The following is a 26,197-nucleotide window of genomic DNA, read 5'->3' as shown; positions in this document are numbered from 1 at the left end:
TGTATCATAAGATGAGTGCTTACTCAATAAGAATTTTGGCATAAAAAAAGAGACTAGTGCACGTTTCTAGTCTCTAATCTAATCCATTTTATCTTCTTTGGATATTTTTAATAGTTTCAGTAAAGGACGATATGTACTCCCTATTAATCCAAGTGTTTCAATCATTATTTCAATTAAAAGCAACAACACACCGATTAGGAGCATCGAACCCCATAACGTTGACATCGTAAAGATGAAGGCGAATAAAGAAAAAAGCGTAGCAATCGCGTAAATTAAAATAACTGTTTGTCGATGCGTGAAGCCAAGTCGTAGCAAACAATGATGCAAATGAGACTTATCCGCCATTGCAATGGGTTGTTTCGTAACCAGCCTCCGAACGATTGCAAAAACAGTATCAGAAATCGGAACACCTAAAATTAAAATAGGAACGATTAACGATATGAATGTAACATTTTTGAAACCCATGACAGATAAAACGGATATAATAAAACCCAAAAACAGTGCTCCGGTATCCCCCATGAATATTTTTGCTGGATTAAAGTTATATGGTAAGAATCCAAGAGTCCCAGCAATTAATATACTTGCTATCATAATAACTAGTGTATCTCCCATAATAAACGCCATTCCTAAAATAGTCAGTAACGCGATTGTGGAAACTCCAGCAGCAAGTCCATCAAGCCCATCAATTAAGTTAATCGCATTGGTAATCGCAACAATCCAAATAATCGTTAAAGGAATACTTAATACCCCAAAGTGAATCTCCCCACCAAATGGTAAATTAATGAAGTCGATGCTAATTCCACCCCAAGCTACAATAATAAATGCAGCTAGTACTTGACCAATTAATTTATATCTTGCTTTTAATTCTAAAATGTCATCTAAAAATCCAGTTAAAGCCATCACAAACGCAGCAATCAAAAGTGGCCATAAAAACTCATTTTCAATTGGAAGTAGAAACATTCCTATCACAAAACTAATAAATATTGCTAACCCACCCAAACTCGGGATTGGTTTAACATTAATTCGCCGTTGATCCGGTTTATCTGTAATATCAAAATAAAGAGCTATTTCTCGAATCAGCGGTGTAAGTAACATGGACACGCCAAAACAAATTAATACAATCGTCCAACTCATGGCTAGTCCTCCCCGCCAAATTTTTTATTCATCTCATTATACTTTTTTATTTGCAAAAAAACAACGAAAATCATTATTATCCCACTCATAGCCGTATTTATTCGTAAAAAAAACTTGAAACGAGTTATATTTCGCTTCAAGCTTTCTAATTTATTGTTTAATCCTAGCTACAAATTGAAATCTACTTCCAACATATTGGGAACGTGTAAATTCAAACGGTCGACCGTCTTCTAACATAGTAATTTGGCGAAGTTTCATCACTGGCGAGCCGAGTTTTACATCAAGATATGGCGCAATTTTTTCTGAAACTAAAGAAGCTTCCATAATTTGTTCTGCTTCTCCAATTGGTTGACCAAGCTTTAATTCAATCGCCTTATAAAGGGAGTCCATAATGTCTTCCTTGGTAAGCAGTGAAGCAATTTTTTCTGGAATGGCAGCAACTTCATAAAGAATCGGCACACGATCGCCGTAACGAATCCGCTCAATTTTCATGACATTGCTATTTTCTGGAAGTTGAAGTGCTTCTTGTTCTTGCGTACTTGCTGGCCGAATCCCGTATGATACAATGCGTGTCGATGGGACTTTTCCTTCTTGTAACATCAGATTAGTAAAACTAGTAACAGCCTCTAGTCGTTCCGTTAATTTTTTTTCCGCAATAAAAGTTCCTGCACCCACGCGTCTTTGCAAAATATTATCATCTACTAGGCCTTGGATTGCTTGCCTAACTGTCATTCGACTAACATGAAACATTTCTGCAAGTTGACGCTCAGCAGGAATAGAAGTCCCTACTTTCCAGACGCCATCTTCCATTTTCTTTTTAATTTCACTTTGAATCTGAATGTAAATCGGTATTCCTGATTGTTTATCGATCATTTCCCCGCCCTCTTCTTATAGAAGTGACGCCGCCTCATTATCAAGAATCACTGTAACATCTGGATGATTTTGAAGTACAGAAGCCGGACAATTCACATCTACAGGTCCTTTAATAGTTTCTTTGATTGCTTGTGCTTTGTTCTCGCCAAAAGCAAGTAGGATAATTTTTTTCGCGTTCATAATGGACTTAATCCCCATAGAATAAGCATGTGTCGGAACATCTTCTTCTCTTTCAAAAAAGCGTTTGTTTGCTTCACGAGTAGAATCAGTTAAAACGACTTTATGTGTAAGTGAATCAAAAGAAGTTCCTGGTTCATTAAAACCAATATGGCCATTTGTCCCAATACCTAATACTTGAATGTCTACTGGATGCTCTGACAAAATGTTTTCGTAACGGGAACATTCCGCTTCTGCATCTGTAGCTTCTCCATTTGGTAAGAAACTTTCTTTAAATGCTTTTTTAGAGAATAATAAGTTATTCATATAGTAATGATAACTGTTTGGGTCGCTCGCTGCAAGACCTACATATTCATCTAAATTAGTGGTTGTTACATTTTTAGTATCTACATCGCTTTTTACAAATTCAGCGTATAGTGTTTCTGGGGTGCTACCTGTTGCAAGGCCTAACGTTTTCACTTCACCAGACGTAATTCCTTTTTCAATAATTTCTAAGGCCTTTTTAGAACCTGCTAATTTATTTTCTGTTGTGATAAGTTGCATAATAATATCTTCCTCTCAAGAATGTTTTTTTCCAAATGAATAGGTTGCTGTTATTTGTAGATCCTCGTTTAAAATGTTGAAATCGGCGTCTTTCCCTGCTTGGATAGCACCTTTTTGTGTTAAGTTAAATTCACGTGCTTGATTTCCAGAAGACATAAGAACTGCTTCTTCTATCGTACAACCGGTAAATTTAATCATGTTACGGAAGCCATCGTCATAAGTTAGTACACTTCCAGCGAGTGTGCCGTCTTCTAAACGAGCTTGTTTATCTTTGACAATTACCGTTTGACCGCCAAGTTCGGATTTTCCTTCTGGCATCCCTTTCGCACGCATCGAATCAGTAATGATGCAAAGATGCTCTGCGCCCTTCATTTTATAAGCTAGTTTCACCATATCAGGATGCACGTGGATTCCGTCAACAATTAGTTCAGCGTTAATACCTTGTTCTAGTAAGACGTGCCCTGGTACACCAGGTTCGCGGTGTGTCATTCGGTGACATGCATTATATAAATGAGTGGCATGGGTGGCTTTACTAGTTTTCAAGTGTTCACGAACATCATTAGAGTGCCCAATACTTGGAACAACCCCTAGCTCAAAACACAAATTTTCAAAGGCAGCAGAAGTTTCATGCTCTGGCGCATAGGTTACTAATTTGATTAAGCCACCAGAAATAGCAAACCATTTTTTGAAAAGTTCCAAATCCGGCGCTTGGATGTATTCTTCTGGTTGCGCCCCTTTGAAAACTTTCGAAACAAATGGTCCTTCTAAATGAATCCCACCAATGACAGGCTCGGTTTGAGCTACTTCATTGATTACTTTTAAGGCTTTTTCAATATTTTCATGCGATTGAGTCATCGTTGTAGGGAAATAAGTAGTAATCCCTTCGTTCAACATGCCATTCACTTGTTTTCTAAGCGCTTCTGGATCTGCATCCATCGCGTCAAAACTATAGCCACCATGAGAATGAACATCAATAAATCCTGGAACTAATTTTTGCCCTTTCGCATCCACAATTTCTTCTGTTTTATCTACTTGAAAATCAGCCATAGAGCCAACTTCTAGAATTTGTTTGTCAAACCTTACAAAAGCGTTTTCGAGAACCCCTTTACCAGTATAAATTGTAGCGTTTGTAATTACCTTATTAGCCATTACATTTTGCCTCCTTATCAAATCGGTCTATACCAATTATTATAGCATGTATCTATTAAAATGCAACTTATCTTTTCCTATTTACCCCGAAAAGATAAAAATAAGCAAAAAAATAGGAACCTATTAGGGCTCCTGCTTTTTAATTATCATAATATCCGTTCAATCCTACATATATTACGCTGCTATGCCAAAATATTGCTAAACCAAAAATAATAAAAATCGCCATTAGCCTAATAGATTTTTTCTCTTTCTTACTAAAAATATCAATAGCACTAGTAATAAAACCGCTTGTCAGTAAAATAAAAAAACATATGATACAAAAATACTTTCTATCCAGATTACTAAAACCAATGCTAATAGGGTTAAAACGATGACAAAAGTTGCAAAATTTGTTTCCCAAGTTGTTATTTTTTCCGATGACATTCATCTCCTAGTCATGATTATATAGGAAGTTCAAATGTCAAAGACTAGTTTGCACTTACAATCACCTTACATTTTAGTCATAAAAAGTCGCAGAATAACACATTCTACGACTTTCATTATCTTCTAAATCACTTATGGTGCGGGAATAAGAATACCATATCTAAGAATTTGATAAGTAACCACTATATCCTCAGAAGTTAGAGTTCCTTCACGATTAGCTGGAGTACTGCGATAGTTTTGCCAATACCTAATTCCACTGACACTATTATTTGCATTTGGTGAAGCCACATAATCCACTGGATTTCCTTGATTATCTAAAATACTAAATGTCATTTTTTCTGGTAAGGAATACGTTTCTCCTTCTTTGCTATCCAATACAATATCAGGTACTTGCTCGCCTTGATTGTATACTTGCTGATTATAATCTAACAACATGTGGTACTGATCTAAGTTTGGATAAAGCGGAACTAGCGAACCATCTTTATAGGTAGTTAAATCATCTAGTACAAACGGATTATCATCGCGATCAACAAACCTAATCGTAATTGTAACCTCTTGCAACTCTTTCCTGTATATATAATTCACTTCTTGCGTTTGCTCAGATAGCGTGCCTTTTTCATTGTTAGGTAGCCTATCATTATCTAATGTATAGCCAGCAATTTCTAATTGATAACTAGGTGTGGAGGCATCATAACTATCCCCTATATTACCGCTAATTGTTTGGGAATCATGTATTTGCTTTCCGTCTTCATCCAAATAATTGACCATTACATTAGCAGCTGCAATTGGCAATTTTTCATAAATGTAAACTACTGTTTGTGTCTCTTCCATATACGTCCCAGTAGTATTTCCTTCCACTTCTTTTTCTTCATAACCAGTAATTTCTTTTGCTGAAATTTGATAGGGTTGACCGATATCGCCTTCTAGTGTTTCACTTGGTGCTATAGAAGTCCCTTTTTCATCCTGATAATTCACGATAACTTTTCCTTTTTGAATAGGTGCAGGTGGATTATCATTTTTCACTGTATGAAGATATCCAACATAAGTGTAGCCAGGGATACTTTCTGGTTCTTTTGTTTCTTTGACTCCTTTTGATGAAACTACTTTTTCTTCTGGTTTTAAGCTACTAGATTCTGTGGCTTGAACAAGTGAGCCAGCAAGTATGCTACTCCCTCCAAACACCACCAAGAATAATAAAATTTTTTTGCCATGCCCCCTTTTCCGAGCAAACAGACTAATGCCACCTCCAACGAGCAGAAGTCCAAGAATGATTAAAAAAATATTGATTCCTGAATCACCTGTTTTCAATAATTGATTATTCCCAGACGGATTATCCACTGAATTAGTAGCTCTTTGTGAAGAATTTTTTTGATAAACAAATTGATAGGTTTCGTAATCATTTTTATGTATCTCGTTCGGAGTCCCTTTTATAATACTATCCTTTTGTTCTTTGGTTAATGTATTCACATCAACATAATCATACACAATGGTGCTCGAGTCCATTTCAGCAGCATGAACAGATGAACCTCCCACTAATAAACCCGTATATAGTAACATACTTACAAACACGTAACGAAAAATTCTTTTTTTCATATGGTTACTCCTTTCTTAAATTGTTCCTTCTCTATCAAATTTATACCGGTAAATTTTTGCCTATTAATATAATACCTGTCTCGGTGAGATGTTAAACTTCTTACTTTTAAATAGTTTTTTGTAAAAAATAAAGGAATTCAGCACTTGCCCACCAAACTCCTTTAATAGACTAAAAATCATATTTAGCTTCTTGTTCTAATCTTAATTGCGTATAAGTACTTGTCAAAAGAACGGTATCTTCTACTAAGCGCTCGATTCGAAATAACACGTCATCTTCTACAATTTCTTTTCTCACAAAGTCTTTTTCCTCAATGAAGACATACGTCGGAACAATTTGAGCCTTCATATATGCTAAAATGGGCTTTAATCCATATTCAGCAATAAGGTAATGTTTTGCGGATCCTGCTGTCACAAGCATACTCACCACTTTATTCCGAAATGCATTTACTGGAAGCAGGTCAAATATATTTTTGAGTGAACCTGGAATGGACGCTTGAAAAATTGGGGTTCCAATGATAATCGCATCTGCCTCCATCAGCTTTTTGGTTACAAAACCAGTGTCACCTTGATATTCTAAATAATTTCTTCCATCACTAAAATCTATTTTATAATCAGCAAGATCAATTAATGTGACTTCCACATCTGGGTATTTTGTTTTGAGTTCTGCAACGGTATAATTCATCGCTGTTCTTGTTTTAGAACCTACGTTAGATCCTGATAATGCTACTAATTTCATGAGTTAGCCCTCCTATTATTTAGCTGTATATTTTTTTACTGCAGGAAGAATTTCATTTCCTATCAGTTCGATATTTTCCATTACTTTATGAAAAGGAACGCCTCCAAAATCAAGTTGAGCCATATAACGTTGATGTCCGAAAAGTTCATATTGATAAAGAATTTTTTCAATGATTTGTTGCGGACTCCCAACGTTTAAGACATCTTTCACACTAGCCCCTTGTGCGAAGGTTTGCTTTGGAAACCCAGAACCATTGCTTAGTTTCATGCCTTCATTAATATGAGGGTATACTTCTCGTTGTGCAAGCTGAGTTGTTTCAGCCACATAGAATAAACCTGTAACTGCAACTGGAAGCTCACTTGCATCATAACCAATTCGATTTGCTGCCTCTCGGTAAGCATCAATTGAGCGTTTAAAAATACTTGCTGGGCCACCAAGAGTAGCGATTGACATTGGAACACCTGCAATACCAGCCTTAATAGCACTCGCTGGCGGTCCACCAACAGCCCGCCAAATTGGCATAGAATTATTTAATGGACGAGGTAAAATTTGCGCATCATTAAGCGGCGCACGAAACTTCCCATGCCAATTAACTCGTTCTTGTCTACTGATTTGTAGTAATAAATCAAATTTTTCTTCAAAAAGTGCTTCATAATCTTGCAAGTCATAACCCAGTAAATCAAACAAACCAATTCGAGATGCACGCCCTGCAATCAATTCCGCCCGTCCATTGGAAATTAAATCTAGTGTGGCGAAGTTTTCAAAAACACGTACTGGATCTGATGTGCTAAGGATAGTGGCGGAACTAGCCACTTTTATTTTTTCTGTTGCTTGTGCGATTGCTGCCAGAACAACTGCATGAGCTTGCGTTACGAAATATTCTTGATGGCTTTCCCCAACGCTATAAAAATCAATTCCTGCTTGTTCTGCCAAAGTTGCGGTTTCAATAATTTCTTTTAAACGTTGCTGTGCCGAAATTCTTTCTCCTGTCTGCGGGTTTGGCATATGATCGCCAAGAGTATACAAACCAAATTCCATGCCATTTTTATCATTTATACGATAATTATTCATTATCATCCACCCCTTCGTACTTGTTGTTCTAAGTATAAATCGAAGCAGTTCTTATTGGAAGTACTTACTTAATAGTGGTATAGTATACTAAAAGATACCACGGAGGGATAAAATTGGAATTAAAACCAGAACTATGCCGTGTGGATGATGCACTTGGAATCATTGTGGGTAAATGGAAACCGATTATTTTACTCATTTTACTACAAGAAGGAACGAAGCGATTTAGTGAATTAAAACGTCGTGTTCCTGGTATTACGCAAAAAATGTTAACCAATCAATTACGCGAACTGGAAAAAGAGGATATAATCATTCGCAAAGTCTATCCAGAAGTTCCACCAAAAGTGGAATATTCTATTTCAGAATACGGTAAAAGCTTGGAACCAATTCTAACAGCAATGCATGATTGGGGAACAAATCATACCATGCGCAAAAATAAAGCTACAGCAGAATAAAAAACTGTAAGCAAAATGATTTCTCACTTCACTTACAGTCCGAGGTACAGAGCTTTTGTTCTGTGCCTTTTTTACTTATCGTCTTCTTTCGTTTCGTCTTTCTTTTCTAATTCTGGGATAAGCACTTCTTTTTCTTCTTTTTTAGGTTCTTCTTTTGCTGCTTCTTTTTCAAGTTCATTCAATTGATCTTCCATAGAAGCTCTTTCTGTTTTTTTGAAATTTTGTTTTTCGCGTTCAATAATTTCATCTACCATTGTAGTAAAGTTTTGCGCTTTATCTTTGATAACTTCTTTACTTTTCTTCGTTTTCTTTTCTAATTCATCCATTAAATCGTCAAATGATTGGGAAAGCTCTTTACTCATGTCTGCTTTTTTCTCGGCCTCTTCTGCTAAGTCACGTTGTTTTTGTGCTTCATGGTAATCGCTCACACTCCCCCAGCTCATATCATGGATAACCTTATCCATTTTTTCGGAAGTTTCAGTGGCATTCTTTTCAGCCATTTCAGCCAAATGTTGTGTTTTTAGATTTTTCCATTTTAATCTCATTTCGTGCATACGAAGTTCTAGCTTTTCAAGTTGTTCAGATGCTTGTTCGTAGTGAGCTTTGGTTGCTTGTAGTTGTTCTTCATATTGCGCCACTTCTTCTAAAGCAAAATCAGCAAGTTTTGTTTCACCAGCTTCTTTCGCAATGGTAGCTTGGTGACGGCGTTTTTCAACATAAACTTCCATTTCTTTATATTCTTTATAGAAAAGAGATTTTAATTCACGTTGTTTTTCCACCATACGTTCTGCATCTTTCATTTCTTGTTTAGTTTTATCCATATAGTAACTTACTGAATTACGACGTTTTTCTTCACGTTTCTCGATTTTTCCACTGATTTCTTTATTCCATTGTTTCATTTTTTCAAAAAGGTTTGCCATTTTTTTCTCCTCCAATTATTTATTGTATGGGTAATCAAATACATCATCATTTTTTCTAGGTTTATTTTTATTTCTAGTTAGGAAGTAAATAATTGCTCCAATGATTGCGACAACTAAAATTCCTTTTAAGTTAGCTAGAATGATTAAGGCACCAACGCCGATTAAAATACCGTAAATGATTTTTTCTCCTAAAGATCTTGCTTCGAGAAGTTTCTTCAAAGACCAAAAACCTAATACTGCACCAATAGCAGCCATAATTGCTGGCCATAGTACGATAAGTATCAATCCAATCAGTAAAACTATTAATACGCCAATCAATATTGCTCTCAATACGTCTACCTCCTTACTTCCAAGTGTAGCTAATTTATTATTCTTTTATTACTGTACCTATCATAACCTTATGTATCAACTTGAAGAACCCACCGTAGAAGGAAATTCTCCTACAACTTGAGTCCTATTATCTAATTAAAAGATAACATATTTCACCTATAATAAGGAATAATTCCAAGGAAAAAGCAGCTTGTTTCTCGCAAAAACTAAGAACCAAACTACTTTAAAGACCTATTTAATTTTTTCTTCGTATTGGATGGACGAAACCGCGCCTTCTGAAATCATATTATCTTCTTCTAATTCTGTTTCCGAAGCATTTGCATCATCGTAACGAGTGCGAATATCATTTACCTCATCAAAAGGGGTAGGTGGCTGTTGTTTTTTCACCACATAAATCGCTACGCAGGTAACGACCCCAGCAATTGTTCCAGCAATAATACCAACTTTATTTTTCACACTATCAACCTCCTCTTGAAATCCACTATTTTATTCCCTAAAAAAAGAAAGATAAAACAAAAAGGAGCTTGAACAATCCAAACTCCTTTCCTTTTAAAATCCTGAAAAGTTATTCTTTGGTTTACGGATAAAACAAAGCATTGCTGCAATCACCAACAGTAGTGCTGGGAAAAAACCAATCAATATGGTTGAAGCCAGTGTTACTATTCCCGCTGCTAAAAATGCAAATCCGGAAAATACTGGTTTTTTATTATTAATTATGTAGAAAATGCCAGCAATACCAAGCGCTAAAGTAATTATCACGCCTGATAAAGCTACCCATGACAATGTATGTACAAAATCCAAAACTCGGTCAGCATCGGGAATATCATTTTTGGGAATTTCCCATTCTGTCATAGTTTGATAATAATTATTATAATACGTAGTTAATCCATCCTTGGCGTTAGAAGCATTTACCATTAAAAATCCTATAGTAGCAATAGCAGCTTGCATTAATACACTAAAAACAAGGCCGATAATAGCGAGTACAATCTCACCTGTTCGTTTAATCATTCTATATTCCCCCGTTTCTTTACTTATTTTTCCAGTATACTATATGTTTTCATGAGAATAAACCTTTAATTTCCTTGTTAAAGAAGACCAGTCGTGCGTTTTTAACCAAAAAAATGTATAATTTGTTCATAACGAAATATAAAGGGGCGTAAAATAATGCTAAAGCGTGTGTTCTTCTCCATTATCTTACCATTAGGCTGTTTAATTGGAGCTATATCTATTCTACTCACTATCAATACTTCTTATCCAAAAGCAGCAAATGATTCTATTCCAACCATTTTTATTCATGGATACCGAGGAACCGACCGCTCACTTCACGGAATGATACGTCGCTTAGACCAAAAATATGACTGGGGCACTGAGACATTAACGGTAAACGTGAGTCCAGATGGCAATATTTCTACTACAGGAACTTATGTTAAATCAGCTAAAAATCCGCTTATAAATATTGTCTTTGAGGATAATCGTGCCACTTTGCCTCAACAATCGATGTGGACCAAAAAAGTCATGTCCTATTTACAACAAAATTACGGAATCAAAAAATTTAATGCAGTCGGACACTCGATGGGCGGTGGTGCTTGGGTTGCCTACTTAGCAAGTTATGAGAAAAATAAATCCTATCCGCAAGTAAATAAAATTATTTTTCTAGCTGTGCCATTTTATCCAGAAGAATATGTTAATGGCGACCAACAGGTAGATATCAAAAACGCCAATAATGTTCATGCAAAATTCGCCGAAAAAATGGCCAAGGTCTTGCCAACAAATACGGAAATTATGATTATTGGCGGTAACTTGGAAGATGGTTCGAATAGTGACGGCGAAGTAAAATTAGACAGTGTATTATATGGGCAAAAATTATTTGCCCACCAAAAAGTGATTACACATGTAATTAAAGGTCCTCAAGCAACCCACAGTAGCATGCATGAATCCACGGTTGTAGATAAATATGTAGACGATTTTTTATGGGGTCAGAAATAAAAGTTAAAGGAAGTTTATGATGAAAAAATTTATTATCAGTATTATGATGCTTGCCATTATTATTACAGGATTCGGTGTGATTTTCCTTCACTTCGAACCGACCAAAAAAACTATAAATACCGACACAACAACTGCTGAGGCAAAGAAAAAAGAAACGAATGCTAAAGAAACAAAACCTGCATCAGAAATAGCAATTCCAACAGTTTTTATTCACGGTTATTCAGGAACAGCGAATTCACTCGGAGGAATGATTGATCGTTTTGCAAGCGATGGTTCCATAACAAAATCACTTGTTATGACGGTGTCTGCAGATGGTAAAGTATCTACAACTGGGACTTATGATAAATTCAGCCATAATCCGACCATTCAAGTCATTTTTGAAGATAATAAAAGTTCCATGGTCAACCAAACTTTGTGGATAGAAAATGTTATGAAAGAACTTAAAAATAATTATCACATTGAAAAAGTGAATGCACTCGGTCATTCCATGGGTGGTGTTAGCTTAACAAACTACATTGAAAAAATAGGTAATGACAAAACTTATCCAGTTCTTGAAAAATTAGTTTTAATCGGTGCACCACTTAATGGGCTCGTTATCGGCGACGACGGTGTTACAGCTTATGACTTAACGGATGACGGACCAAAACAATCTTCTGAACGCTACAGTGAATTCATGAAAAACAAACAAAATATCCCTTCTAATTTACAAGTATTAAATATAGCTGGCGACACATTGGATGGTACTAAAAGTGACGGAAGTGTTTCAGTTGCTAGCGCCCTTTCCGGTAAATTTATTTTTGAAAACCAAGTAGCAAGTTACGAGGAAAAAACTTTTACTGGTAAAAATGCTGCTCATAGCAAGCTCCATGAAAATAATGATGTTGATACAAAAGCAGCAAATTTTTTATGGGGAACAGAAAAAGTAGACTAAGCTTGTGCTTAATCTACTTTTTTCTTACGTCCAAATATCGTTCGTTTTTCTTTGTCTTCTGCATTTCTCACATCCAAAATATCTAGTAAGAATACAAATACTGGAATCCCAACTATCAATCCCCATACACCGAAAAATGTTTCCGAAAAGATCAAAACAATAAAGGTATAGAAAACAGGGAGGTTTGTTTTTGATGACATTAACTTTGGATTTAAAATATAAGTTTCAATTGCATGGACAATAACAACGGTTAGAAGAATATAGAATACATCTTGGAATCCGCCAACTGTATATGCAATGAGTACAAGGGGCACACAGGAAATAATTACCCCCGCTACCGGAATCAATCCTAATACAAAGACCATTATCGACAAACTAAGTAATTGTGGGAAACCCATTAAATATAAGGCAATCGTTGTAATAATCGTATTTACAAGGGCAATCATTAATTGCGCCTCTAGTACTACTCCGAAAGTCGCAACAAATTTCTTTCCAAAAAAAGCAGCTTCTTTGAAAATAAATCCAACTTTACTCGCTAAAAATTGACCTGTAAAAGAAGTAACCCGTTCTTTTTCAAGTGAGAAAAACAAACTGAGGATTAGTGCTAAAAAGAAAGATAACCCAACGGAACCAATCCCCGAAAGCGAGGCAATGATAAAATCAACTCCAGTTTGCAAGTACTTTTGAATATTGGATTCTTTCAAAAATCCAACAACCCATTTTACAACTGTATTATCGCTTGGGTTATTATAGATTTTTACTAATGACCCCACTAACTGAGAAATTTGGTCTATTAGTATTGGTAAAAAATGCACGATAGCGATATATAAAAATGCCGCGACTAGTGTATACAAGACAATCACGATTAACTTTCTTGGTATTCGAACTCTTTTTAAAATAACATTCTCTAATCGGGTAACTAAAAAAGCAAAAATAAATGTTAACAATATTAAATCAATCATGCTTCTTAGTAAATAGAGCACCATTCCAATCAGAACAAACACTAACACCCGCCTTGCCGTGTTATTCTCTTTTAGTCTGTCTAACCAATTCATCTTCTCACCAGCCCTTTTCTTTCTCTATTCTATCATAATTCAAAAAATAAGGTTTACAAAAACAATAATTGTTTGTAAAATAGAACCAATCATCCTACCTTTCGAAGGAGTGAAAGCATGGTAAAGAAAGTAGAAAGAAAATCCCTCGCTGAACAAGTTTACGAACAAATTAAAAGCGAAATTACAAATGGCACATGGGAAATTGGTGAACGTATCCCTAAAGAAGCTGATTTAATGTCTCAATTCGGTATTAGTCGAAATACGCTTCGTGAGGCTATTCGCGCCCTTGTTCATATTGGACTACTTGAAACCAAACAAGGCGATGGCACTTTCGTCCGAAATGATAGTGAACTTAAGGCTATTTTGCAAAAACGTATTCAGGAATCTTCTGTGCAAGAAATACTGGAAATCAGGCATGCGCTTGATCGAGAAGCTGTTATTTTAGCCTGCACACATCGTACAGAACATGACTTACAAGCGATGAACAAATTTATGCAACTCTGCCTAGATGCAAGTACTAAAAAAGATATCTCTCTGTTTGTAAAAGCTGATGCTTCTTTACATTTAGCGATTGTAAAAGCAGCTCACAATAAATTACTACTTGATATGTATGCAAATATTTTGGAAGATATCCAGTTTTCAATTACGAGTACTACAGAGATTAACCCGAGTGAAAATAAACATCATGGTCATACGGCTCTTATAGCAGCTATAACAGAACGAAATAAAGAAAGTGCAGCACATGAAGTAACGGAATATATTACCTATTTCCAACAAGTTGCTGCAAAGAATGGAGCACAATAATGAATGTAGATTTAACGAAAGAAAAAATCCTTACTCGCCCAAGTAAGGTAATGCTTATTATTGGGATTATTTTAATTGCTGCAAATTTACGAACACCTATTACTTCTGTTGGTCCACTAATGGGAATGATTCAATCTGATTTACATTTGACTAATACGATGGCCGGACTGCTTACAACTATCCCACTTCTGGCATTTGCTGGGTTATCACCGTTTGTTTCTAAACTTAGTCGCTCTTTAGGAATCGAAGTGTTGCTATTTATTGCCCTTTTAACACTAGTTATCGGCAGTTTTCTTCGTCCCTTTGGAGGAATGGGAAACTTATTTGTGGGTACTTTTTTAATTGGACTAGCAATTGCGGTTGGGAACGTACTTTTACCTAGTTTAATAAAAAAAGAATTTCCATTTAAATTGGGGCTAATGACCGGGGTATATTCGATTTCGATGAATTTATGTTCGGCAATTGCGGCTGGCTTAACGGTTCCGATTGCAATGAATAATCCATTTAGTTGGAGAGGAAGTATGATTTTCTGGGCCTTTTTAGGTGTTTTGGCATTCATTATTTGGCTGCCTCAATTGAAATATAATCAGAAAAACACTGTAAAAATAGCAGCTCATTTAGTGACAACTTCTGTCTGGAAAGCACCACTCGCTTGGAAGATTTCCCTGTTTATGGGTTCCCAGTCAGCGATTTATTATATTTCGATTGCTTGGTTGCCTAATATTTTAGCAGAACAAGGTTTATCAAGTACTTCTAGTGGGTTAATGTTATCGTTGATGCAATTTGCTGTCATGCCTGTGACTTTCATTATTCCGATTATTGCTGGACGAATGAAAAATCAACAGCTACTTGTTGGAATTTCTATTTCCTTATTTCTTATTGGGATTTTTGGAATTATGTTTGCGAATGGGAACTTATTTATTTTGTCGCTGGTTATTATTTTATATGGTATAGGTTCGGGGATGTCATTCAGTCTTTCGATGATGTTCTTCAATTTGCGAACAACAAGCGCTACTGAATCGGCGGATTTGTCAGGAATGGCACAATCGATTGGTTATTTATTTGCTGCTTCCGGTCCGATTCTGTTCGGAACTTTGCACGATTTACTAGGTAGCTGGCAACCAACCTTATTTGTGCTAATTGGCATTTCCTTATTAATGCTGTATTGCGGCCTAGATGCTGGTCGAAATAAATTCTTATTCTCAAAGGAAAAATAATTTTGCGCATAAAAAAACTAGTGCGGAAAAAGGGAGTAAACCGCACTAGCTAAAAGGGAGTTTGGGATTTTCATTCTAAAAAGGGAAAGAAATGAAAATGTTTTGCTTGTTGTTAGCTTATACATATAATAACTTTTCTAAAAAAGAATGCGCTGATAAGCAAATGATAATTCCATGAGATTTCAACAAAGTTTTTCTCACTTTTCCTCACGGAGTTTATCTAGTTTATCAGCAATACGTTTTTTCATAGCTTCTGTTTCTTGGGGTTGTTTTGTTATTTCATTTGTAGCTGAAATAATGACTACATCCCCTTCTTTTATCGCCTCATTTAGTCTTGTTTGTTCTACTACCCATTCCGTATTATCTGGCTCTAGCAGAAAAACTGCTCTCCCTTCCTCAATTCTATCTAAAATTGCTTTTTTCAAGCTAATCACCTACTTTGTGGCGGCAATGCCTTGTTCTTTGATTTGCCGTACGATTCCATCGCCAATGCCATTAATTTTTTTCAAGTCGTCAATTGATTGATAGGGGCGTTCCGCGATAATTTTCTCTGCAAGTGCTGGGCCAATAAGTGGTAATAGTTCCAGTTCTTCGCTAGAGGCCTTATTAATATTGATTGTTTCAGGTAATTCTTCAGAAGTTGCGTCTTCTGTTTTTTGTGTACTATTTTCTTTGTTGTAGCTACTCCCAGGTTTGGGTGTCCCATCTTTTTCAGTTTGCACATGGATTTTTTCACCATCTGTTTCGATTGTGATAGTGCCATTTACATCAGTACCAAATGTTTTGATATTACGATCTTTTAGCCATTCTAGTACCTCTACGTGCGGGTGACCATAACTGTTCGCAAGTTCTGCAGAATAAACAGCCACTTGCGGATTTATTTTATCTAAGAAAAAAGGTTGATTAGATGTAGAAGAACCATGATGTCCTAAATCTAAAATATCAGCTTCCATATCCGCACCAGACTCGACCATTTCTTTTTCACGCCCTTTTTCCGCATCACCAGTGAAAATAGCTGAAATGTCTTTATAGGAAATTTTTACCGCTATCGAATCATTATTGGCATCATTTTCTAATTTATCCGGACTTAGGACCGTCAAATCAAATGGACCAAATGAAGCCTTATCACCGCGTCTTGGTTCTTTATAAGTCGCATTAGAAGCAAGTGCTGCGTCAATGACCTTTTCGTAAATACTACTGGAAAAAGGTAGCCCGTCCATCCAGATTTCTTTTGGTTTATATGTAGCAATTACTTTATCTGCATTACCAATATGGTCTGCATGGGGGTGTGTCAGTAACAATAAATCTATCTTCTCTACCTTCGCTTCTTTTAAAAGAGTTAAAATTCGGTCATCATCTTGTCTACCTGTATCAATCAGGATAGTGGTCCCATCTTCTGACTGAATAAGTGTACTATCACCTTGTCCAACATCAAAAAACTGGAATTCTGCTCCTGTTAATGTTTTTTCTGTCACACTTGATGCATTTTCTGATTGATTTAAAAAGCTACAACCGCCTAAAAATAGCGCAATTATACTGATACATATTACTAATTTCTTTGTCATGCTATTCCTCCTGCTCTCTTAGTAGAATAGCAAACAGCAAGAAAACAGTAAAGGCTTTTTTTAAAGAAAAAACCGTATGAAATCAAATGGATTACATACGGCAATTTATGTTAGTCTTGTTTCACTTTTTCTTTAAAAGAAAATGAAACTTCTTCCGTTTTTGGTTCATAGTCAATTTTCCAATCATGATCTTTAAAGTACCAATAATCATGGTCTTCAATGAAGAAAACTAAATCTTCCTTTTTCTCGGAAACTGCTGCTTCTTGCGGCTTTTCAGCGGTTAAACCAATGGAGAAACCAGGGTGCAAGGAACTATTTGAACCACCATACTTGGCAAAAAGTCGGATGCCATTGCCATTTGCTACATTAAATTCATCGTGGAACCATTTATTTGCTTGGTCTGTTACCTCGATATTCATGCAATCACTCCTCGTTCCAAATTTTTGTACGGAAATCCCGTTCTTTGTTACTTAAGAATAGCAGAATTTTCGTTTAAATTCACTTTTTCTGCTTTTTGTTATGAAGTTAATATACCTCTTTCTACAATTTTTCAAACCAATTTGTATTAAAACAACGAAAAAATATTACTATTGTACTATAACAGAATGCACAAAAAAACTGTGTGGAAATAAAATATCCACACAGTTTTATATAATTTATTCTAATGGTGCTTTCCCTAAGAAAGCTTTGAACATCCAGATATGTTTATCAATGCTTGCTTTGAAGGCAATTAACATATCGTTTGTTACATTGTCGCCTTCTTTGTCAGTTAGTTCAATACCTTGTTGATATTCATCTCTAAGTAATTCCAGTGTCCCAACTAAATCTTCCATTAATTGATCCATTGTTTTTGGTTTAGTATATGGAGCTTCTTCCACACTTGCATTTTCTAAGAACTCTTTTAAAGTGGAAAACGGACTGCCACCAATCGCTAGCAAACGTTCTGCTACTTCATCCATTTGTTCACCGAATTCACTATATAAATCATCCATTTTTTCATGTAAAGTGAAGAAGTTGTGCCCTCTCATATACCAGTGGATCTGATGAATTTTTACCGTGAATACATTTAAGTTCGCTACTTGATGATTCAAAAATTCCTTTGTGTCTACTGAATTGATTGTTTTCATATTTATCTTCCTCCTGTTTATAATGATTATCACTTAATAATAAGTATAATCTATTTCGTTCCCCATGTCCAGTGTGGAAACCATCACAAACTATTTACCACTGATTTTTTTTATTAAACATTTCTTCAAATATCCACATCTTTTAGCTACTCTTTTATGATAGAATAAAAACTAGATTTATTCAACAAGGAGGACAAGTTTATGGATTATTCTCACCGCTTTCAAGTGAATTTAGCTGGTATGATTGATATCCTCTCTAATCACTTATATGATGAAAAAGATGTGTATATTCGAGAATTATTGCAAAATGCTACCGATGCGATTAGAGCTAGGAAAAAATTAGAACCTGAAATAGAAGGAGAAATCCATGTTTCTTTATCTGGTAAACCGGATGAAAAAACATTGATTTTAGAAGATAACGGTATTGGATTAACGGAAGAAGAAGTTCACGCGTTTCTGGCAACCATTGCTAATTCATCTAAAGGCGAGAAAAAATTTGAAGGACAAGAAGCAAATGACTTTATTGGACGATTTGGAATTGGCTTACTTTCTTGTTTTATTGTAAGTGATGAAATTGTGATGATTTCCACTTCAAAAAAAAATAATGAAACGACTGAATGGCGCGGAAAAGCGGATGGAACTTACTCTGTTCGAAAATTAGAGACGGAAACACGTGAGCCTGGAACACAGGTATATTTGCGCCTTCGAGCTGGTCTAGAAGAACATCCTGAGTGCGAAGAAACCGAATATTTAATGAATACACTTAAAAAATACGGTTCCTCTTTAGAAAGTACTATATCAATAGAAAAAGATGGTTATGAAGAAAAAATAAACGAATGGACAAAACAGTTTGCTGATAAAGAGATGTTAAAAAATCTTTCTAGAGAGCAAATTATTCGTTACGGAGAGTATATCCTCGGAACGCATTTTGAAGATTATTTTTTAATTGAGAATGATTCTGGACGTACTTATGGAATAGCTTATATGATTCCATATACTGTGCAAATGAATGCTGTTCGAAAACAAACAGTATTTTTAAATAATATGTTTGTCACAAGTGAAGCAAATAATGTACTGCCTGATTGGGCGTTTTTTGCAGAATGTGTGCTTTGGACGAACGAACTTCAACCAGTAGCCTCACGAGAATCATTTTATAAAAACGAGCGCTTAACGACTGTCGCAACCGAACTTGGTGCCGCCTTAAAAAAAGGAATCGAAACTTTGCCGGAAAAAGCGCTCACTAAATTACTGATGACGCATTATCTTGGTTTTAAAGCGCTTGCAAGTGAAGATACTCCCTTTTTACAACTGATTTATCCATATTTGACGTTTAGAACATTGAACGGCGAAGAAAAGTTAGCAGATATATTGAAAGAGGAAACAACTATTTATTATACATTCTCTGTCGATGATTTTAGACAAATGTCTGATATTGCTCGTTCTAGTGGGATGACGCTAATAAATGGTGGATATTCTTATGATACGCCTATTTTGGCACAGCTAAACCATTTGCTAGCTGAAACAAATTTTATTTTAATTCAACCAGAAGAAATAACCGATAAGCTTTTTCCAATGACGTTAGAAGAAGAAGCTTCTTATCAGCCAATTTTACGGGAAATGAACGAAATGATGGCGGAATTTGATGCGGATGTAACAATTAAACATTTTGAACCGCAAAGCTTGCCGATAATTTTCATTCATTCTACTGCCACTCAGGCGACTCGTGAATTAGAACGTGCGGCGGAAGAAACTAGTTCTGTTTTCAGTGATATTCTGGAAAGTATTCAAAAGGAACAAGCCCCTGCCCCGCTCGCTCATTTGTATTTAAATTTGGATAATGAATTGATTAAACGACTTTTTACATCTGGTAAAACAGTGGATGAACTTAGTGTTATCGTCAATGTGCTATATATTCAAGCGTTGTTGCTCGGCCATTATCCACTTAAACGCAAAGAAATGGAATTAATGAACCAAAATATGTTAAGAATTTTAGAAATGCTATAGGAGGCACACAATGAGTTATTTAGAAGATTTAGAAATAGCATGGCAAATGGAAAATACTGCTGAAAAAATTAAAGTACTTGAACGTGCGATTGCAAGTGCAGATATGTATAATGATTTACCAAATTCTATTGAAGCACGTGAGATATTAATTGATACTTGTATGGAAATTGGCTTTCCGAAAAAACAACTCCAAGCCTTCAGTTGGTTAGTGAAGAAATGGGAAGATGATGAAGAGGACATTGATACTTACGACATGCTTTGGAAATACAAATGGATTAGCGAATCTATCCCAACATTTGAAGAAGTTTCTAAAAAGCAAGTGGACACCCTTTTACAAGATATGAAAGCTAAATTTGAACAATATAATTATTCCCTACGCCCCTACTATAAGGTTACAACGCTTGCAGCAATGCGCATGGGTGATACCGAAAAAGCCAAACAATTTTTCGGAAAATGGCACGCAACAAAAGCGGATTATTTGAATGATTGTGGTGCTTGTGAGACGAATGATCAAGCACATTATTATTGTTTTGCCCAAGATTACAAAACAGCTGTCAAAGTTGCTAAGCCCATTATCAAAGGGAAACAGCGCTGTGCCGAGGTTCCACATTTAACTTACGGTAATATGGCGCTTGCTTATTTAGAACTTGGCCATGAAAAAATGGCGCAAGAGTGTTTTGACAAAGGTTACCCACTTGTAAAAAATCAAGGTGCACTAATTTCGTCACTTGCTAATCTGCTTACTTTCTTAGTTCGTACCGAGCAAGTGGAAAAAGCACGGGAAGTGATTAATGCAAATAAAGAAACCGCGCTACAATCTGAAAGTGGTCTCGACCGACTGTTATTTTTACAAGCAGCTTACCCACTTTTCGATAAAGAAACCGAAGCTGATTTAATTGAGTTAACAAAGTCACTAACGGCTAAATTTGATGCACGTAATGAAAACAATTATTATAGTGAACGTTTAATGTAATTCTCTACTAACATGACCAGAAAAACCGCGAAAACTCGGTATTTTCTGGTCATGTTTTTTATTTGCGCTTGTGGCGTTTTTCTAGGATAATACAGGGAGGAGTTGAGGATGATGAGTATTTGGGTGAAAAATGACCACGAAGGTGCGACAAATCAAGCTATTTTAGCAAAAGAAATCGAACTTGGAGTCACTTTGCCGGTTGAATATAAACAGTTAATACAGCAACAAAACGGTGGACTCATTAGGAAAAACCATTTTAAAACAACGGAACCTACTTCTTACGGGCTTGATTTTGGCGAAATTTATTATCTTGCAGGTTTAAATGAATTGCTGCCTGCTATTCCAGAACAAAAAGATGTGGAGCTTGCGGGAAAACAAGTATTTTTTCATCAAGACGAATCCCGCTATATCGGCTTTTCTTACAGTAACGATATTGAAAATCCAAGTATTATTTATGTGGATTTTGAAACTTTACAGACCCTTATTGTGGCAGAAAATTTGACGGATTTTTTGGAGCAGCTCTATTTCAGTCCATTTCCGATTGATTTAGCTGAACGTTTTCCTCGGAAGAAATTAGATCAGATTCTCGCTTCAAGCAATGTACAAAAAACCAAGCAATTAATGGAGACATTGGAAGATTATGGGGATAAAAACTGGTATTTGGAAACACTGATTGTGCTTTTAAAAAAACAAGAAATCCCCGATAATTTAATTGCATACAGTTTATTTGAAAATCAATTAATTTATTTCAGGCGCAAACTTGTCCCTGAATTAGTAGAGACCATTTTTCATCTACTTTCAAAAAGTGACGGGATAAATGGGAACGAATTAGCTTTGTTAAAAAAAGAATGGATTGATTGATTAGAAGGAGGAAAAACATTGATAAAAGTAGTATTTGTATGTTTAGGAAATATTTGCCGTTCTCCTATGGCTGAAGGACTTTTCCGAGCAGAGGTAGAAAAAGCTGGGTTAACGGATAAAATAGTGATTGATTCTGCTGCGACTGGCACATGGAACTTAGGCAAACCACCGCATAGAGGGACGAAAGAAATTTTGAAAAAACATCATGTGGATTACCAATCTATGAAAGCTAGAAAAATTTCTGCTACAGATTTTGCAGAAGCTGATTTTATTATTGGGATGGATCAACAAAATTTAAGTGATTTGCGCTCGCTTGCAAATGATTCAAATGCAACCATACGCTCACTGATGTCCTTTGTTCCAGGCCAGGAAGATAAAGACATCCCTGACCCATACTATACTGGTGACTTTAATGAAACGGAACAAATGGTAACGGCTGGTGTGAAAGCATTACTTGGATATATAATGAAACAAATTAATTAGTTTTTCATCTCCTATGTTTAAAGTAAGGCCTTACGGGAATATATTACAGTACATTCAAATGTTTATGTAGAAAGAGGTTTTTTTAATGTTAGGACTTATTTGGGGAATTATTGTTATTTTGTTAGTTGTATGGTTAATTGGAATTATTTTCCATATTGCGGGTGGATTAATTAATATCTTGCTCGTTATTGTTTTAATACTTGTTATTTGGAATTTAATTCAAATGGCTAGAAACAAACACAAATAGAGCAAAAGAGAACACTCGCTGTTTCGACGGCGGGTGTTCTCTTTTTATTTTTGACTTAAATGTTGTTTTTCTAAGAATGCTTTTAAATCTAGCCGGCTTTTCCTACTTAAGCCACGCGCGATTTGTTCAGACCAGCTTTCGACACGTTTTCCAGCGGTTCTATCATCATAATACTGTTTTATTTTTTCATCGTAGTCTGCTAAAATTGCTGGATTCATTTTTTGATAGGTATTTTGGTGATAAATCAACTCTTGTGGTAATCTTGGCTTTGCCGCTTCTTGATTTGTTACAGGATGTCCGACCGTCAGACCAAATAACGGCATCGTATATGGTGGTAATTCTAAAATTTCTGCTATTTTTTCGACATCATTTCTAATTCCGCCGATATAGCAAATACCTAAGCCCAGTGATTCAGCTGCTATAGCCATATTTTGTGCTGCAAGAGCGGCATCAATTACTGCGACAAGCCATTTTTCCGAAGTTGACAGTGCTTCTATATCTAATTCTTCGCTTTCTAAAATAGTATGATGTCTTGCTAAATCCGCGACAAATATAAATAGTTGCCCCGTTTGGACTGTATATGGTTGATTTCCAGCAATTGCGGAAACTTTTTCACGAATTTGTTTATCCGCTATACCGACAATCGAATAAGCTTGAACAAAACTAGATGTCGAAGCAGCTTGTGCGCTTTTTATAAGTATCGCTAGTTCTTCTTTTGTTAGTGCCGTATCTTCAAATTTCCGAACTGAATAATGCCCTAGTATCGTGTCAATTGCTTGATTCACCTTAATCCCCCCTAAAACAATTTAATCTTTAAAAATCTTTCTATCATAATTTGGTTCTTGTAAAAGCGCCCCAAAATTCTGTTGACGAAGTGCTTCATAGGCTAAAACAGCCGCTGTGTTGGATAAGTTAAGTGAGCGGATATGGTCTGTCATTGGAATCCGCAAACAATTCTCTTCATTTTCTTGTAAAAGTGCATCTGGTAATCCAGTCGTTTCTTTACCGAAAATGAAAAAATAATTTTTCGATGTATCGCTATAATCAATGTCACTATAAACATGGCGACCGAATTTAGTAATAAAGTAGAATTCTCCACCTTGATTCTTCTCAAAAAACTCATCGATAGAATCATAATAAGTAAGTTTTACATTATCCCAGTAATCAAGCCCTGCACGTTTTAACATTTTGTCATCTGTGGAAAAACCAAGTGGCCGTATTAAGTGTAAATAAGTATCGGTTCCAGCACAAGTTCTAGATATATTTCCTGTATTTGCGGGGATTTCTGGTTGATAAAGTACAATATGGTTTGGCATTTCTTTTCACCTGGTTTCTATTAATTTGGTATAGCTGTTAATTCTTGGAGTACTTGCGCATCTTGTTCGATTTGGAGAGCTTCTTCGATGGCCTTTTCTGCCTCATCACCGCCAATTTTGCGTAATGCCCAGCCAGCAGTTCCTCGGATAACTGGTCGTGGATCATTTTGTAAACACTCTATTAAATCTGGAATAGCTGTTTTATCTTTATAACGCGCTAATATAATAATAGCATTGCGCTGAATGGGCTTTTTCCCCCGCCATGATCCAGCCATATCACCGAACTGCTCTTTAAATGCGCGATTAGATATTTTAAGTAACGGCTTCAATTCTGGACGAACAAGTTCCGGATTTGGTTCCATTTCTTCATGAAAATGAAAATCATGCCCCCGGTTGTATGGACAAACAACTTGGCAAGTATCACAGCCATACAAACGATTATGCAACACTTCACGATATTTTTCATCTAAGAAGTCTTTTGTTTGCGTAAGATAGCTTAAACATATTTTAGGATTCATTTTCCCCTCACCAAGAAGTGAACTTGTTGGGCAAGCTTTAACGCATTGATTACAACTCGCACAGAGGTCACTCGCGGGTTGATCTGGTTCAAAAGGAATATTAGTTATCATTTCACCTAAATAGACCCACGAGCCGTATTCTGGGGTTATCAGTAGGGTATTTTTCCCTCGCCACCCAATACCTGCTCGTTCCGCAACTGCTACATCAGAAAGTTCTCCTGTATCAACCATTGATTTCATCCGAACATCTGGTAATCGCTCGGCCAAAAAAGTTTCTAGTAGCGCTAATTTTTCTCGTAAAATGGTGTGATAATCAATCCCCCAAGAAGCTCTAGCAAATACACCGCGTCTTCCTTCTTTTTTACTTACTGGTGCTTCTTTTAATTTGGAAGGGTAAGCAAGTGCAATCGCAATAATCGACTGTGGTTCTTGGAAGATGAGTTCTGGATACACCCTTTCGTCAATAACAGGATGTTCAAAACCTGTAAACAAATCTAATGCTTCTGATTCTAATAAACGCTCTTTCAAAAACAAAAACGGGTCAGCTGTTGTGAAGCCGATTTTTTGAATACCAATTTCATATGCATAAGCAATAAATTCTTTTTTTAATTTACTATAATTTGGTTCTGTATCCATGCTCCCAAGCCCCCCCTCTCCTTGTTTTCGGGCAATAAAATAAACGCAATGCTTCGCTTAAAAAGGTCGAAACACTGCGTTGATAACAGAATTTTTTAAAATATAAAGCGGGTGATGGGAATCGAACCCACGACAACAGCTTGGAAGGCTGTAGTTTTACCACTAAACTACACCCGCAAAGTAAGTAGTACATAGTGTTTTAACAACTTTTATATAATACCATTCCACGCGAGTTTTGACAAGACTTTTTCGATAATTTCTTTTTAAAAATAAAATATCTACTTTATTAGAGAATGGTTTTTCTAGATAAAGATAAATAAAATCCTGGGTAAAGCTAGGTTTTTATCTTTTTCCAAGTTCTTTTATTAGCTCTTTATCCCTTTTATGTGAGAAAATAAAGCATGTTATTTGTAGACTACTGGAGGCTTCTCTATGAATTTGTGGCAGGATATGATGAACTTCTTTTCTTATGATAATTTGATGTACTGGCTAAGTGAGTATCGGAGTTTGGGACCTCTTTTAGCTTTTCTATTACCTTTCATTGAAGCATTTTTACCTTTTTTACCGTTTATTTTATTTGTTGTCGTGAATGTGAATGCTTACGGGCTACTTGGTGGATTTGTCATTTCTGTCACCGCTGCAATTGCTGGCAGTCTTTGTGTCTTTCTTCTTGCGCGAAAATTTGGACAAACTCGCTTTTTACGATTTATTTCTGGTCATAAAGAAATCAAACGAGTCATGGAATGGATTGATAGACATGGTTTCAGTCCGATATTCATTTTACTCGTTATGCCTTTTACCCCATCTTCTGCAGTTAACATTGTTGCAGGACTTTCGAAAATAAGAATCTATCAGTTCCTTCTTGCCCTTATAGGCGGGAAAATTGTCAAAGTCTTTGCTATTAGTTACATTGGTTATGATTTTGTTGATTTGATTCATGAGCCCCTCAAGCTGGCTATTCTCACCCTTTGTGTGGTAATTCTTTGGTTTGTCGGAAAACGATTGGAACATTGGATGTCTGGAAAAAATCTAAAATAAAGCGGAAAGTACGTCAAACTAGCGTACTTTCCGTT

The 26,197-nt window shown here is 36.0% G+C and carries 30 protein-coding genes and 1 tRNA gene; 11 read left to right on the top strand and 20 right to left on the bottom strand.

Annotation, left to right across the window (positions count from 1 at the left end):
• Positions 1-78: 78 nt before the first annotated feature.
• The 7 genes from JL53_RS05525 to JL53_RS05490 all read right to left on the bottom strand — a co-directional run bounded on the left by JL53_RS05525 (position 79) and on the right by JL53_RS05490 (position 7,699).
• The gene (locus tag JL53_RS05525; protein ID WP_038407004.1) at positions 79-1,134 is read right to left on the bottom strand and encodes a glycosyltransferase family 4 protein; all 1,056 of its coding nucleotides are present in this window, start codon (positions 1,132-1,134) and stop codon (positions 79-81) included.
• Positions 1,135-1,284: 150 nt separating this feature from the next.
• The gene (locus JL53_RS05520) at positions 1,285-2,007 is read right to left on the bottom strand and encodes a GntR family transcriptional regulator (RefSeq protein WP_010958829.1); all 723 of its coding nucleotides are present in this window, start codon (positions 2,005-2,007) and stop codon (positions 1,285-1,287) included.
• A 15-nt stretch (positions 2,008-2,022) separates the two neighbouring features.
• Positions 2,023-2,727 (bottom strand): glucosamine-6-phosphate deaminase, encoded by a 705-nt coding sequence (locus JL53_RS05515; protein WP_003719167.1) that lies wholly within the window; start codon positions 2,725-2,727, stop codon positions 2,023-2,025.
• A 15-nt stretch (positions 2,728-2,742) separates the two neighbouring features.
• Positions 2,743-3,876, bottom strand: coding sequence for an N-acetylglucosamine-6-phosphate deacetylase (gene nagA / locus JL53_RS05510; RefSeq protein ID WP_038407003.1), 1,134 nt, complete (start codon positions 3,874-3,876; stop codon positions 2,743-2,745).
• Positions 3,877-4,431: 555 nt separating this feature from the next.
• Positions 4,432-5,892 carry a MucBP domain-containing protein gene (locus JL53_RS05500; protein ID WP_003719164.1) on the bottom strand — a complete coding sequence of 487 codons (1,461 nt, stop codon included), beginning with the start codon at positions 5,890-5,892 and terminating at the stop codon, positions 4,432-4,434.
• A gap of 169 nt (positions 5,893-6,061) precedes the next feature.
• Positions 6,062-6,628, bottom strand: a complete 567-nt coding sequence (locus JL53_RS05495) for an NADPH-dependent FMN reductase (protein ID WP_003719163.1) — start codon at positions 6,626-6,628, stop codon at positions 6,062-6,064.
• Between the two features lie 15 nt (positions 6,629-6,643).
• A complete protein-coding gene (locus tag JL53_RS05490) occupies positions 6,644-7,699 on the bottom strand; it encodes an LLM class flavin-dependent oxidoreductase (protein ID WP_038407002.1) in 1,056 nt (351 codons plus the stop codon).
• Positions 7,700-7,812: 113 nt separating this feature from the next.
• Between JL53_RS05490 and JL53_RS05485 the strand changes: the two genes are divergently transcribed.
• A complete protein-coding gene (locus JL53_RS05485) occupies positions 7,813-8,151 on the top strand; it encodes a winged helix-turn-helix transcriptional regulator (protein WP_003719161.1) in 339 nt (112 codons plus the stop codon).
• 71 nt (positions 8,152-8,222) lie between these two features.
• On the opposite strand, the gene JL53_RS05480 is transcribed toward JL53_RS05485, so the two are convergent.
• From JL53_RS05480 to JL53_RS05465, 4 genes are all read right to left on the bottom strand, one after another.
• Positions 8,223-9,071 carry a PspA/IM30 family protein gene (locus JL53_RS05480; RefSeq protein WP_038407001.1) on the bottom strand — a complete coding sequence of 283 codons (849 nt, stop codon included), beginning with the start codon at positions 9,069-9,071 and terminating at the stop codon, positions 8,223-8,225.
• Positions 9,072-9,086: 15 nt separating this feature from the next.
• Positions 9,087-9,401 carry a lmo0954 family membrane protein gene (locus JL53_RS05475; protein ID WP_003719158.1) on the bottom strand — a complete coding sequence of 105 codons (315 nt, stop codon included), beginning with the start codon at positions 9,399-9,401 and terminating at the stop codon, positions 9,087-9,089.
• A 231-nt stretch (positions 9,402-9,632) separates the two neighbouring features.
• Positions 9,633-9,857, bottom strand: a complete 225-nt coding sequence (locus JL53_RS05470) for a hypothetical protein (protein WP_003719157.1) — start codon at positions 9,855-9,857, stop codon at positions 9,633-9,635.
• A 93-nt stretch (positions 9,858-9,950) separates the two neighbouring features.
• On the bottom strand, positions 9,951-10,409 hold the full coding sequence (locus JL53_RS05465) for a DUF4064 domain-containing protein (RefSeq protein WP_038407000.1): 459 nt from the start codon (positions 10,407-10,409) through the stop codon (positions 9,951-9,953).
• Positions 10,410-10,565: 156 nt separating this feature from the next.
• On the opposite strand from JL53_RS05465, the gene JL53_RS05460 reads away from it, so the two are divergent.
• Positions 10,566-11,387 (top strand): alpha/beta hydrolase, encoded by an 822-nt coding sequence (locus tag JL53_RS05460; protein WP_038406999.1) that lies wholly within the window; start codon positions 10,566-10,568, stop codon positions 11,385-11,387.
• Between the two features lie 19 nt (positions 11,388-11,406).
• On the top strand, positions 11,407-12,318 hold the full coding sequence (locus tag JL53_RS05455) for an alpha/beta hydrolase (protein ID WP_038406998.1): 912 nt from the start codon (positions 11,407-11,409) through the stop codon (positions 12,316-12,318).
• Positions 12,319-12,326: 8 nt separating this feature from the next.
• Here the strand turns inward: JL53_RS05455 and JL53_RS05450 are convergent, their stop codons facing one another.
• Positions 12,327-13,373 carry an AI-2E family transporter gene (locus JL53_RS05450; protein ID WP_003719153.1) on the bottom strand — a complete coding sequence of 349 codons (1,047 nt, stop codon included), beginning with the start codon at positions 13,371-13,373 and terminating at the stop codon, positions 12,327-12,329.
• Between the two features lie 117 nt (positions 13,374-13,490).
• Here JL53_RS05450 and JL53_RS05445 point away from each other — a divergent pair, with 117 nt between their 5' ends.
• Entirely contained in the window at positions 13,491-14,177 is a 687-nt protein-coding gene (locus JL53_RS05445) for a FadR/GntR family transcriptional regulator (protein ID WP_003719152.1), read from the top strand.
• The gene (locus tag JL53_RS05440) at positions 14,177-15,394 is read left to right on the top strand and encodes a CynX/NimT family MFS transporter (RefSeq protein WP_003719151.1); all 1,218 of its coding nucleotides are present in this window, start codon (positions 14,177-14,179) and stop codon (positions 15,392-15,394) included. The genes JL53_RS05445 and JL53_RS05440 overlap by 1 nt, the downstream gene beginning before the upstream one ends.
• A gap of 197 nt (positions 15,395-15,591) precedes the next feature.
• On the opposite strand, the gene JL53_RS05435 is transcribed toward JL53_RS05440, so the two are convergent.
• From JL53_RS05435 to fri, 4 genes are all read right to left on the bottom strand, one after another.
• Positions 15,592-15,819, bottom strand: coding sequence for a DUF3006 domain-containing protein (locus JL53_RS05435; protein ID WP_038406997.1), 228 nt, complete (start codon positions 15,817-15,819; stop codon positions 15,592-15,594).
• Positions 15,820-15,828: 9 nt separating this feature from the next.
• A complete protein-coding gene (locus JL53_RS05430; RefSeq protein ID WP_003719149.1) occupies positions 15,829-16,959 on the bottom strand; it encodes an MBL fold metallo-hydrolase in 1,131 nt (376 codons plus the stop codon).
• A 110-nt stretch (positions 16,960-17,069) separates the two neighbouring features.
• The gene (locus JL53_RS05425; RefSeq protein ID WP_038406996.1) at positions 17,070-17,378 is read right to left on the bottom strand and encodes a HesB/YadR/YfhF family protein; all 309 of its coding nucleotides are present in this window, start codon (positions 17,376-17,378) and stop codon (positions 17,070-17,072) included.
• A gap of 237 nt (positions 17,379-17,615) precedes the next feature.
• Complete coding sequence (fri, locus tag JL53_RS05420; RefSeq protein ID WP_003719147.1) at positions 17,616-18,086, bottom strand: non-heme iron-binding ferritin Fri; 471 nt, start codon at positions 18,084-18,086, stop codon at positions 17,616-17,618.
• 201 nt (positions 18,087-18,287) lie between these two features.
• On the opposite strand from fri, the gene JL53_RS05415 reads away from it, so the two are divergent.
• The 5 genes from JL53_RS05415 (at position 18,288) to JL53_RS05395 (ending at position 22,654) form a co-directional block, all read left to right on the top strand.
• On the top strand, positions 18,288-20,090 hold the full coding sequence (locus tag JL53_RS05415; protein WP_003719146.1) for an HSP90 family protein: 1,803 nt from the start codon (positions 18,288-18,290) through the stop codon (positions 20,088-20,090).
• Between the two features lie 10 nt (positions 20,091-20,100).
• Entirely contained in the window at positions 20,101-21,063 is a 963-nt protein-coding gene (locus JL53_RS05410; RefSeq protein WP_038406995.1) for a hypothetical protein, read from the top strand.
• A gap of 111 nt (positions 21,064-21,174) precedes the next feature.
• Positions 21,175-21,924: an SMI1/KNR4 family protein gene (locus tag JL53_RS05405; RefSeq protein WP_038408171.1), complete on the top strand. Its 750-nt coding sequence runs from the start codon at positions 21,175-21,177 to the stop codon at positions 21,922-21,924.
• 18 nt (positions 21,925-21,942) lie between these two features.
• Positions 21,943-22,407 carry a low molecular weight protein-tyrosine-phosphatase gene (locus JL53_RS05400; protein ID WP_038406994.1) on the top strand — a complete coding sequence of 155 codons (465 nt, stop codon included), beginning with the start codon at positions 21,943-21,945 and terminating at the stop codon, positions 22,405-22,407.
• Positions 22,408-22,492: 85 nt separating this feature from the next.
• Positions 22,493-22,654: a lmo0937 family membrane protein gene (locus tag JL53_RS05395; protein ID WP_038406993.1), complete on the top strand. Its 162-nt coding sequence runs from the start codon at positions 22,493-22,495 to the stop codon at positions 22,652-22,654.
• A gap of 44 nt (positions 22,655-22,698) precedes the next feature.
• On the opposite strand, the gene nfsA is transcribed toward JL53_RS05395, so the two are convergent.
• The 4 genes from nfsA to JL53_RS05375 all read right to left on the bottom strand — a co-directional run bounded on the left by nfsA (position 22,699) and on the right by JL53_RS05375 (position 25,301).
• Positions 22,699-23,439, bottom strand: a complete 741-nt coding sequence (gene nfsA, locus JL53_RS05390; protein ID WP_003719141.1) for an oxygen-insensitive NADPH nitroreductase — start codon at positions 23,437-23,439, stop codon at positions 22,699-22,701.
• Positions 23,440-23,460: 21 nt separating this feature from the next.
• Entirely contained in the window at positions 23,461-23,970 is a 510-nt protein-coding gene (gene trmL / locus JL53_RS05385; RefSeq protein ID WP_003719140.1) for a tRNA (uridine(34)/cytosine(34)/5-carboxymethylaminomethyluridine(34)-2'-O)-methyltransferase TrmL, read from the bottom strand.
• A 20-nt stretch (positions 23,971-23,990) separates the two neighbouring features.
• Positions 23,991-25,124 carry a tRNA epoxyqueuosine(34) reductase QueG gene (queG, locus tag JL53_RS05380; protein ID WP_038406992.1) on the bottom strand — a complete coding sequence of 378 codons (1,134 nt, stop codon included), beginning with the start codon at positions 25,122-25,124 and terminating at the stop codon, positions 23,991-23,993.
• A gap of 106 nt (positions 25,125-25,230) precedes the next feature.
• Positions 25,231-25,301: transfer RNA gene (locus JL53_RS05375), tRNA-Gly, on the bottom strand.
• Between the two features lie 255 nt (positions 25,302-25,556).
• Between JL53_RS05375 and JL53_RS05370 the strand changes: the two genes are divergently transcribed.
• On the top strand, positions 25,557-26,162 hold the full coding sequence (locus JL53_RS05370; RefSeq protein WP_003719137.1) for a TVP38/TMEM64 family protein: 606 nt from the start codon (positions 25,557-25,559) through the stop codon (positions 26,160-26,162).
• The last annotated feature ends 35 nt before the right edge of the window (positions 26,163-26,197 follow it).

The sequence above is a fragment of the Listeria ivanovii subsp. londoniensis genome (genome assembly GCF_000763495.1).
Taxonomy (GTDB): domain Bacteria; phylum Bacillota; class Bacilli; order Lactobacillales; family Listeriaceae; genus Listeria; species Listeria londoniensis.
Note: the sequence above shows the minus strand (reverse complement) of the source record. Positions and strands in the feature narration are given on the sequence as shown.